The 10487-nt window shown below is 64.6% G+C and carries 7 protein-coding genes, 1 rRNA gene and 1 pseudogene; 2 read left to right on the top strand and 7 right to left on the bottom strand.

Features of this window, described 5'->3' with window-relative positions; translation table 11 throughout:
- From ABZ677_RS07325 to ABZ677_RS07315, 3 genes are all read right to left on the bottom strand, one after another.
- Positions 1-287 (bottom strand): 16S ribosomal RNA (locus ABZ677_RS07325); the annotation flags it as partial.
- A 564-nt stretch (positions 288-851) separates the two neighbouring features.
- Positions 852-2126: a tyrosine--tRNA ligase gene (tyrS, locus tag ABZ677_RS07320; RefSeq protein ID WP_358367796.1), complete on the bottom strand. Its 1275-nt coding sequence runs from the start codon at positions 2124-2126 to the stop codon at positions 852-854.
- A gap of 38 nt (positions 2127-2164) precedes the next feature.
- Complete coding sequence (locus ABZ677_RS07315; protein WP_358367793.1) at positions 2165-2809, bottom strand: DNA-3-methyladenine glycosylase; 645 nt, start codon at positions 2807-2809, stop codon at positions 2165-2167.
- Positions 2810-2888: 79 nt separating this feature from the next.
- Between ABZ677_RS07315 and ABZ677_RS07310 the strand changes: the two genes are divergently transcribed.
- A complete protein-coding gene (locus ABZ677_RS07310; protein ID WP_358367852.1) occupies positions 2889-3620 on the top strand; it encodes an ABC transporter ATP-binding protein in 732 nt (243 codons plus the stop codon).
- Positions 3617-4371, top strand: a pseudogene (locus tag ABZ677_RS07305) (ABC transporter permease). Before ABZ677_RS07310 ends, ABZ677_RS07305 begins: the two are co-directional and overlap by 4 nt.
- A gap of 29 nt (positions 4372-4400) precedes the next feature.
- On the opposite strand, the gene ABZ677_RS07300 reads toward ABZ677_RS07305, so the two are convergent.
- The 4 genes from ABZ677_RS07300 to ABZ677_RS07285 form a co-directional block, all read right to left on the bottom strand.
- A complete protein-coding gene (locus ABZ677_RS07300) occupies positions 4401-4607 on the bottom strand; it encodes a Trm112 family protein (protein WP_037192601.1) in 207 nt (68 codons plus the stop codon).
- Between the two features lie 86 nt (positions 4608-4693).
- Positions 4694-7711, bottom strand: coding sequence for an AMP-binding protein (locus tag ABZ677_RS07295; protein WP_358367790.1), 3018 nt, complete (start codon positions 7709-7711; stop codon positions 4694-4696).
- Positions 7712-7819: 108 nt separating this feature from the next.
- A complete protein-coding gene (gene argH, locus ABZ677_RS07290) occupies positions 7820-9268 on the bottom strand; it encodes an argininosuccinate lyase (RefSeq protein ID WP_037192605.1) in 1449 nt (482 codons plus the stop codon).
- Positions 9265-10464, bottom strand: coding sequence for an argininosuccinate synthase (locus ABZ677_RS07285; RefSeq protein WP_358367787.1), 1200 nt, complete (start codon positions 10462-10464; stop codon positions 9265-9267). The genes argH and ABZ677_RS07285 overlap by 4 nt, the downstream gene beginning before the upstream one ends.
- Positions 10465-10487 lie beyond the last annotated feature (23 nt).

The following is a 10487-nucleotide window of genomic DNA, read 5'->3' as shown; positions in this document are numbered from 1 at the left end:
GGTCGGCTACCCGTCGTCGCCTTGGTAGGCCATTACCCCACCAACAAGCTGATAGGCCGCGGGCCCATCCTGCACCGATAAATCTTTCCACCACACACCATGCGGCATGCGGTCATATCCGGTATTAGACCCAGTTTCCCAAGCTTATCCCAGAGTGCAGGGCAGATCACCCACGTGTTACTCACCCGTTCGCCGCTCGTGTACCCCGAAAGGCCTTACCGCTCGACTTGCATGTGTTAAGCACGCCGCCAGCGTTCGTCCTGAGCCAGGATCAAACTCTCCGTAAAAGACTCTCGATCAACAGTCGAAACTGCAAATCAGTCATAAACATAAAGAGTCAAATCACTAGCAAAAAAACTCAACTAGCATTTTCAAACAACACCCGACAACAACCACCACAAGCGGATGGCTGACACATCGAATGCTTTCACCAAATAAATTCGGCACTGACATTCATCGACACACTGTTGAGTTCTCAAAGAACACGCACACACCATTCACCTTCGAGCTGAAGCTCGTGGATGTCCGGGGCAACCGTTCCAGCTTAGATCAGATGATCGAGCACAGTCAAACTGGCTTCTCATCCGCGAAGAAGTCGAACCTCGCGGCTCTGACTCCTTCTTGGTGTCGGAAGCGATCTCCGCTTCGCTCAGGCCTTGCGGTCTGGGCTGGCGTCCGTGTCGCTCTGACCTGGACAAAGTTACGCCCCGGATAACAACGCGTCAAATCCCCAGGTCGTTCACGCGTGATTCGCGTGAACGACCTGGTCGCAACCGGTCACTTACCCACCTGACGGGCGTCGTAACCAAATTACATGGATGTGACTCCGCCCACTGACTACAACGAAAAGCTCAGTCCGCGATTCGGGCGCCTGCGAAGTTCCGCTTTCCGCGTCGGACCACCAACCACCGGCCGTGCAGGAGATCGTCCGCACCGGGCGTCCATTCTTCGTCGGAAATCTTGACGTTGTTGACCGATGCGCCACCCTCCTTGACTGCGCGTCGGGCAGCGCCCTTGCTCTCGCTCAACCCCGTAGCGACGAGCAGATCGACGATGGTGTTCGGTGCACCTGCTTCGATGTCAGCCACAGATGCTTCCTGTAGCGCGGCAGCGAGCGTCTTTTCGTCGAGTTCGGTCAGTTCGGCTCGCCCGAAAAGTGCCTGACTGGCGAGTTCGACCGAACGAGTCGCTGCTTCGCCGTGGACGAGCGTGGTCATCTCGGCGGCCAGGCGCTTCTGTGCCTCACGCGCGTGCGCACGCTCGGTGGTCGCCGACTCGAGTTCTGCCAACTCGTCCTTCGACAGGAAGGTGAACCAGCGCAGGTACTTCACGACGTCTGCATCGCCGGTGTTCACGAAGTACTGGTACCAGGCGTACGGGCTCGTCATCTCCGGGTCGAGCCACAGGCTGCCGCCTCCGGTGGATTTGCCGAATTTCTTGCCGTCGGCGGAGGTGACCAGCGGAACCGTCATGGCGTGCACCGACTCGGCGTCCTGGCGCCGATTCAGCTCCACCCCGGCGATGATGTTCCCCCACTGGTCGGAGCCGCCGATCTGAAGACTGCAGCCGTATTGCCTGCGGAGCTGCACGTAGTCGTTCGCCTGCAGCAGCATGTAGCTGAACTCGGTGTACGACATTCCGTCGCTCTCGAGCCTGTTCTTCACCGTCTCGCGAGCAAGCATCACGTTGATCGAGAAGTGCTTACCGATGTCGCGAAGGAAATCGATCGCGGACAACTCCCCCGTCCAGGACAGATTGTTCACCACCACTGCACCCGTCGGGCTCTCGTCCAAGTCGACGAACCGCTCGAGCTGACCACGGATACGCGACGCCCACTCGGTGACCACCTCGGTGGAATTCATGGTGCGCTCCCCTACATCGCGAGGGTCACCGATGAGTCCCGTCGCACCACCGGCGAGGATGATCGGGCGGTGGCCGGCCAGCTGGAAACGCTTGAGCGCCAGCAACGGCACGAGGTGCCCTGCGTGCAGCGAGGGCCCTGTCGGATCGAAACCGGAGTACAGCGTGATCGGCCCCTCGGACGTGGCCTTCTTCAGCGCGTCCACATCGGTGGACTGCGCAATCAGTCCACGCCAGGTCATTTCGTCGATGATGTTCTCACTCACGACGTCGATCCTCCCGTATGGACGCATCCAGCCGGCGCTCAGGCCTCCGAGCCACCGGGCGCGGCGGCGCGGGGACTGCGTTTGTAGCTCGACACCGCCTGCGACCCGAGCAACCAGAAGCGCCAGGGACGATCGGCCGCCGAACTCACCCCTACCCGTGGGCCGGACGCAACTGCCTTCTCGTGCAGTCGTGGCTCGAGTAGTTCGAGGGTGACAGCCGACGACGCGTCGAACACGTCCGTTCCGTTGTCCGCCAGCGAGACGCCCAAGGCTCGACCGAGATTGCCCGGCCCGCGGGCCCAACCGGCCTCGACCCGTGCGGACCGAGGACCGCGCCCGGCGCGCCTGGTCTCGACGACATCGTGGCCCCTCACCACTTCAGCCGCTCGGAGCAGCACGGCGGCTGCCGTACCGTCCGGGCCGCAGCTGACGTTCATGCACAAGTGCATGCCGTAACTCAGGTATACGTACAGCCGGCCCGCCGGACCGAACATCACCTCGTTGCGAGGAGTCGGGCCCCGGAAGGAGTGCGCGGCCGGATCCGGCCATGGACCATCGAGCGGACCACCGTAGGCCTCGACTTCCACGATGCGCACCGACACGTCGCCCACGGTGACGGTTCCGCCGAGGATGCGTCGGGCTGCGTCGTCGGGTTCTCCGATCTCCAAGTCAGCGACATTCATCCGTCCCATGATGCTTCGCCCTTGACCACGCAGCGCCGACGGGGCTATGACTTCGACATCGACAAGTCTGGAGGCCGATATGGCGTTCACCGGTGAGCACGCCGTCGAGATCACAGGGCTGACGGTTCGCCGCGGTAAGCGAACGGTGCTGCGCAGTCTGTCCGTGACTATCCCTCGTGGTGCCATCACCGGACTTCTCGGTCCGTCGGGCTGCGGCAAGACGACTCTCATGCGAGCAATCGTCGGCACTCAGATCGTGAACAGCGGAACCGTGACAGTTCTCGGATCTCCGGCCGGCTCGGCACCGTTGCGCCGCACAGTCGGATACGTGACCCAGGCACCGAGCGTCTACCGAGATCTCACCGTTCGCGAGAACGTGCAGTACTTCGGGTCGCTGTACGGCCGCCGGCGCGCGGACGTGGCGTCGGCCATCGAGGCGGTCGGACTGGCCGACCACGCGTCGTCACGGGCGGGCGAACTCTTCGGCGGCCAACTGGGGCGGGTCTCCCTGGCCAGCGCCCTGGTTGCCGAACCCGAGCTGATCGTCCTCGACGAACCGACGGTCGGCTTGGATCCCGTGCTGCGCTCGGAGCTGTGGTCGCGGTTCGCCGATATCGCGGCAAGTGGCACAACGGTGTTGGTCTCGAGCCATGTGATGGAAGAGGCGGAGCACTGTGGCCGTCTCGTTCTGATGCGCGACGGCGTCGTCCTGGCCCAGTCGAGCCCCGATGCGTTACTCGAGCGCACGAACGAAACGACGCTCGATCGCGCATTCCTGTCTCTCATCAGATCTACCGAGCAGACATCGTGAACGCGCGGATCTACGCAGCGGGCACCGGCCGCATCCTGCGACAGCTGCGAGCCGACCATCGATCGGTGGCCATGGTTCTGCTCGTTCCGTCCCTGCTGATGGTGTTGCTGTACTTCCTGTACCGAGATGTGCCGACCCCGCCGAACCAGCAGTCGTTGTTCGATCGGATCGCGATCACGATGCTCGGCATCCTGCCGTTCGTCGTCATGTTCCTGATCACGTCGATCTCGATGCAGCGTGAACGCACCTCGGGAACGCTCGAACGCCTGCTGACGACTCCGATGTCCAAACTGGACCTACTCGCGAGCTACGGGTCCGCCTTTTCACTGGCCGCCGTCGGACAGGCGCTACTGGCATGCACCGTCGCGTTCGGATTTCTCGGGCTCGACATCGAGGGCTCGGTCGGTTGGGTTCTGGTGATCGCAGTCCTGGGAGCGATGCTCGGGGTCGCCATCGGACTGCTGTGCAGCGCATTCGCCCGCACCGAATTTCAAGCGTCCAGTTCATGCCGGTCGTCGTGATTCCACAGCTGTTTCTCTGCGGACTCCTGGTGCCGCGCGACCAGATGCCGAATTGGTTGAGCACGATCAGCAATGTCCTGCCGCTGAGCTACCTGGTCGACGCGCTCCAGGAGATTTCCCGGTACCCCGGAGTCACCGGGCCCATGCGGACCGATATCGCCGTGGTCACGGCGTTCACCGTCGCCGCGCTGAGCGGAGCCGCCGCGACATTGCGTCGACGAACCCAGTAGTCGACGAACCCGGTGACCGACCGCACGCTCTAGGACGTGGCGCGCGCCAGGATCGACTCGTGCTCGGCGTCGTCGACATCGCGGGCGTCGTCGGCAAGCAACACCGGGATGCCGTTCTCTATCGGATATGCGCGACGCAGTCGCGGGTTGTAGAGCAGTTCCCCTTCGATCAACAGCAGCGGGCCCTTGTCCACCGGGCACGCGAGAATGGAAAGCAGTGTCGAATCGATTGCCACAGGTGTCCTTCGCTCTGCTCCGGTCGAACCGGAGTGGTGTACTCGCTTACGCTACCGAACCCGTTTTCTTCTGTGCAGTCTCGTTCCTACGACGATCTTTCGGCCGCGGTCTCGCGCCCGACGAACCGTTCGGCCACAACAGCTTTCGTCAATCGACGGTAGCTGTTCGACTCCGAGTCGTAAAACCATGACCGAGCGCTCGGCGTCGGGATGCCCGCTTGCTTCAGCGCCGTCGCGTTGGGTCGATACGCGCGTCCCACCGGAATTTCGGTCACCACGTGCACGATCGCCGGACGCTCGGCCGGAAGCAGTACTCCGAGAGTGTCGGTCAAAGCACGAGCGGTGATCACCGCCTCCGGTTGCAGCGAGATAGCGCAGACCGCCACCTCGGTGGCCGACGCCTCGACGCGCACCGATCGTGGCCGATCCGACGTCACCCGCACTCCGTAGACCACGGCCGAATCGACCTGGTCCAGGTCACCCACCGCGTCGACGATCGGCTGGGTGTACACCGGACCGCACGCCGAACGCACCACGGTGTCCTTGCGGTCGATGAGCCAATAATCGCCGTCGGAATCGCGACGGAACAGGTTCTCGGTGGGGATCCAGGCGTCCGTGGGCTCGAACACTCCGCGCATGACATGACTGGTCGCTTCGCCGTCTCCGCTCGGTCGGCCGAGGAGCAGACCGATCTCGTCGTCGCGGCACTGCCGCACGAAGCCGTCGTCGTCCTCTTCGAGGCGGCCGGTGATGGGGTCGTAGGCCGCCAGCGCCACCCGTGCGCTGCCCGGCAGCGGACGGCCCTTGGAACCGATCTTCGAGCCCGCCACATTGGCCAGAATCACGTCGTTCTCGGTGGATGCGTAGAACTCGAGCACCCGAGCCGGGCTGAACCGCGCCAGCGTGCGTCGCCAGAGCCCCACCGGCATCCCGGAGCCGATGAACAGGCGCACCGGGTGGCCGGAGTCGACCGGGAACCGGCCGTCGTCGAGGATCTGCCGCATCATCGTCCAGGTGTAGCTCACGACGGTGACGCCGTAGCGGTACACCTCTTCGCTGAACCGCTCGGGCTCGAGACCACGGGAGAGTGCGATGCGCGACCCGCCCGCGAGCGCGCCACCGATCGTGACGAGGATTCCGGCCGAATGATGCAGCGGGGCAAGGCAGTAGACAGTATCGCCGGGTCCGAGCGCGGCCGTCGTCGCTGTTCCGAATGCAGACAACGCCCAGCGATGATTGGTGATGTATCGCGGTTCGAGACCGCGATCGGTTGTCGTGAACAGGATCATCGCCAGTTCGCGGGCACGGCCCGGATCCGGCTCGTACCACTGAGGCAAACGCACTGCGTCGGGATCGATGGCCTCGAGATCGACCACCTCGTAGCCGGCCGGGATGTCGAGTTGCCGAACCTCACCACCGCCGAGCACCAGAACGTTCGGTGCCACCGGGACCGCAGCCGCAGCATTTTCCGGATCGGCGATCACGGTGTCGACGTCGACGGTCCGCAGCGCTGCGGTCAGGTCGCTGCCCGGCTGCAGCAGAACAGGCACTGCCCCGATCCGCGAGAGCGCCGCCATCGCGGCCAATGCGCTGGGACGAGTCTCCATCAACACACCGATGCGCGACGCGGGTCGCACCCCGACACTGATCAGTCCGCGCACCACGTTGTCGATGCGGACGTTGACAGCGTCGTAGGTGTGCACTCGGTCGTCGAACAGGAAGCACTCTCCGTTCGGAGACTTACGTCCCTGCTCGGCGATCAAGCGGCCCAACGAGACTCGACTGTGCGGCTGCATCTGCCCGAGGCGGGCGAGCCTCGGCAACGTGCGCACGGCCTCGGAAGAGATCTCGCGGGTTCCACGCACCGCGCCGGTCGCCGCCGATGCCAGCCCGCGGCCGACACCGACGCCCACCTCGGCGATGGAGGCAGCGGTGTGGATCAGGCGATTGGTGATCGACACACCGCTCTCGGAATCGCCGTGGCCCTCGCGCTCCATCACGCGAACCGCCTCCGGCTTCGGTCCGAGGTCCTCACGCCACCGAATCCAGTTTCCCGTCGTCGGCCAGGTCTGTGCAGCCGCGGTGCTGCCGACGACCAAGCCGAAATGACCTGCACGCAAAGTGGTTTCGAACACCTGGGCGCGCGGGGCTGCGCGCTGAATGCCGCGCACGGCCAACGGTTGACCGATGTCGTCGACTTCGCCGACGAAGGCGAGCACGGGCACGGTGAGCTCGGCCAGAGTCAACAATCTGTCCTTGATGACGAACCCGCCGGTCATCATGCGGTTGTGAACGACGAACTGCTTCAACAACTCCGCAACGGCCGGGCCGGACCACGCCACCCACCCGTCCATCGCCAGAAAGCGTCGCTGCGGCTCGCGCGGCAACAGCGCCTCACGGTCGTGAAGCTGACGCAGAAAATCCACTCGCGATCGCACGGTCTTCGCCGGATCGAGTAGCTGAAATCCCGTCCGCGCCATCCACCCCGATACAGCGAGCCGAGTGAACACATGGTCGGCCAGGAACTCCGCTCCCCGCGTCGCCACGCCGGCCGGGATCCCGAGAGGCAGACCGGCGAGCGTGTCGACCGGAGCCCCGAACGTGATGAGACTGGCCAGATTTCGGCCGCCTCGGTACGCGGCCGCCTGGTAGCAGAACATTCCGCCCTGGGAGTATCCACCAAGGTGGACGTCGCGGCCGGTGTGCTCGTGCACCTTGTCGACGACCTCGCTGATCGCCACGACGTGATCGGCGAGCGTACGGCCCCACCCGCCTTCTTCTGTATCCGGCGAGCCGAAGTCGACCACCCACGGATCCAGCCCCATGCCGTGCAGGATCCCGGCAGCACCCTGGTCGGTCGTCACGTCGTAGACGTCCGCGGAGACCATCATCGGCGGAATGAGCACCACCGGAGGACTGTCGGCAGGCACATCGTCGGGGAAGTACCGCCGAAGCCGATACATCGGCTCGCGGTCCATCACCCGAAACGGCGACGGATCCACCTCGGTCTCGAGACCACCGAGACGGATGACCTCGAGACCGTTCTGCGCCGTGGCGATGGCACGGCGCAGTGGACCACGTACGGCGTCTGCATTCAGTCCCACAAATACACTCCTGCGTTCGGCCCCGACGAACGACCGGCATCGATCTTCGCGTGACGAAAGCTTCTCACATCACACTCGAGGAAACCGGCATGGATATCGATTGCGCACTCAGTGCCGCAACACCGGTTCCTCGGCCCATGCGCGCAGGGTCGCGGCCGTGGCCCGCACGCCCCCGAGCTGATGCGCAACCTGCACAGCGGCCGTGCCACCACGCGCATCCCGCGACGAGATGGAACCCTCCACCGTGAGAACCTCACGAACGGCCGGAGTGAGGGACGGATCGATCGCGGCCAGCTCCTCGTCGGTCAGATCCGCCAGCCCGACGCCGCGCGCCTCGGCCGCCCGGACGCAGGCTCCTGCAGCCTCGTGAGCAACGCGGAACGCAATCCCCTGCCGCACCATCCATTCGGCGATATCGGTGGCGAGCGTGAACCCGGCCGGTGCCAGCTCGGCCATCCGTTCGGTGTGGAATTCGAGCGTCGCCGTCAATCCGGTGAGCGCGGGCAGCAACAGCTCGAGCTGCGCCACCGAATCGAACACCGGCTCCTTGTCTTCCTGGAGATCACGGTTGTATGCCAACGGCTGCGCCTTGAGCGTGGCCAGCAGGCCGGTCAGATTACCGATCAATCGGCCGGTCTTTCCGCGGGTCAATTCCGCGACGTCCGGATTCTTCTTCTGCGGCATGATCGAACTGCCGGTGGACCACGCATCGGCCAACGTCACGTAGCCGTACTCGGGAGTGCTCCACGAGATGACCTCCTCGGCGAACCGCGACAGATCGACTGCCGTCATCGCCAAGACGAAGGCTGCTTCGGCGGCGAAGTCGCGCGAGGACGTGGCGTCGATCGAGTTCTCGGCGGACGAGTCGAACCCGAGCTCGGCTGCGATCTTCTCCGGACTCAGACCCAGTGACGAACCGGCGAGGGCACCGGAACCGTACGGGGACACCGCTGCTCGCGTGTCGAAATCTGCGAAGCGCTGCACATCGCGCAACAACGGATGGGTGTGCGCGAGCAGATGATGCGCCAGCAACACCGGCTGCGCGGCCTGCGAATGCGTCTTGCCCGGCATGACGGCAGTCGGATGCGCCGCTGCCTGGGTGGCCAACGCGTCGACCACATCGAGAACGCCGACCGACACCCGGCGAACCGCGTCACGCAGCCACATGCGGAACAGTGTGGCCACCTGATCGTTGCGCGACCTGCCCGCGCGCAGCCGGCCACCGACCTCCGGTCCGACCCGGTCGATCAACCCGCGTTCGAGAGCGCCGTGCACGTCCTCGTCCGACTCGGCTGCCACGAACGCGCCCGACGCGACATCGTCGGCGAGGCGCTGCAAACCGTCGAGCATGGTCTCGAGGTCCTGCGGGGTGAGCAGTCCGGCACCGTTCAGCACCCGCGCGTGCGCCATGGATGCGCGGATGTCGTACGGCGCGAGGACCCAGTCGAAGTGCGTCGACTTGCTCAACGCTGCCATGGCTGCGGCCGGACCCGATGCGAATCTGCCGCCCCAGAGCGAACCCTCGTTGGTTCCGTGCGAGGTCTCCGAATTCGTCACAGGCCCAGGTCCCGCTTCGCGGCGATCTTCGACGAGAGTCCGTGCAGCTGAACGAATCCCTTGGCCGCGGACTGGTCGAACGTGTCGCCCTCGTCGTAGGTGGCGAGGTTGAAGTCGTACAGCGACTCACCACTGCGGCGTCCGTTGACGATGATCCCGCCCGCGTGCAGAACCAGGCGGATGTCGCCGGAGACGTGCTCCTGCGTGTGCTGCACGAACGTGTCGAGAGCACCCTTGAGCGGGGAGTACCACAGGCCGTCGTACACCAGCTCGGCCCACTTCTGATCGGTGTGGCGCTTGTAGCGACCGAGCTCGCGCTCGAGGGTCACGTGCTCGAGCTCCTCGTGGGCGCGGATGAGAACCATGGCACCGGGTGCCTCGTAGATCTCGCGACTCTTGATGCCGACGAGCCGATCCTCGACGACGTCCAAGCGGCCGACACCCTGCGCTCCGGCACGAGTGTTGAGCTCCTGGATCGCTTCGAGTACCGAGACCGGACGGCCGTCGATCGCGACGGGGCGACCCTTGTCGAACGAGACAACGATCTCGTCGGGAGCCTGGAAGTTGACCGTCGGATCCTCGGTGTAGTCGTAGACGTCCTTGGTCGGCGCGTTCCACAGGTCCTCGAGGAAACCGGTCTCCACCGCGCGTCCCCAGACGTTCTGGTCGATCGAGAACGGCGACTTGGTGGTCACGTTGATCGGGATGTTGTTCTCTTCGGCGAACTTGATCGCCTTCTCGCGCGTCCACGCGTAGTCGCGAACCGGCGCCAACACCTCGAGCTCGGGGGCGAGGGTGTTGAAGCCGACCTCGAACCGAACCTGGTCGTTGCCCTTGCCCGTGCATCCGTGGGCGACGACGGTTCCGCCGTGCGCCCGCGCGTTCTCGACGAGGTGCTTGACGATCAACGGACGGCTGATGGCCGACACGAGCGGGTACCGATCCATGTACAGCGCGTTGGACTGGACCGTCGGCAGGCAGTACTCGTCGGCGAACTCGTTCCTGGCATCGACGACGACGGATTCGACTGCGCCGCAATCGAGTGCGCGCTGGCGCACGACGTCCATGTCCTCGCCGCCCTGCCCCAGATCGATGGCGACGGCAACGACCTCCTTGCCGGTCTCCCTCCCGATCCAGCTGATGGCGACGGAGGTGTCGAGTCCGCCGGAATAGGCGAGGATGACGCGTTCGGCCATGGTGTTCAAGCTCCTTCGTTGTT

Origin of the sequence: Rhodococcus sp. NPDC006774, assembly GCF_040636045.1 — a bacterium.
GTDB lineage: Bacteria > Actinomycetota > Actinomycetes > Mycobacteriales > Mycobacteriaceae > Rhodococcoides.
Note: the sequence above shows the minus strand (reverse complement) of the source record. Positions and strands in the feature narration are given on the sequence as shown.

Excerpts from the sequence above, each read along its gene's own strand:
- ABZ677_RS07315 (WP_358367793.1), bottom strand. The coding sequence starts at position 2,809 with ATGAATGTCGCTGACTTGGAGATCGGAGAACCCGACGACGCAGCCCGA.
- ABZ677_RS07285 (WP_358367787.1), bottom strand. The coding sequence starts at position 10,464 with ATGGCCGAACGCGTCATCCTCGCCTATTCCGGCGGACTCGACACCTCC.
- ABZ677_RS07310 (WP_358367852.1), top strand. The coding sequence starts at position 2,889 with ATGGCGTTCACCGGTGAGCACGCCGTCGAGATCACAGGGCTGACGGTT.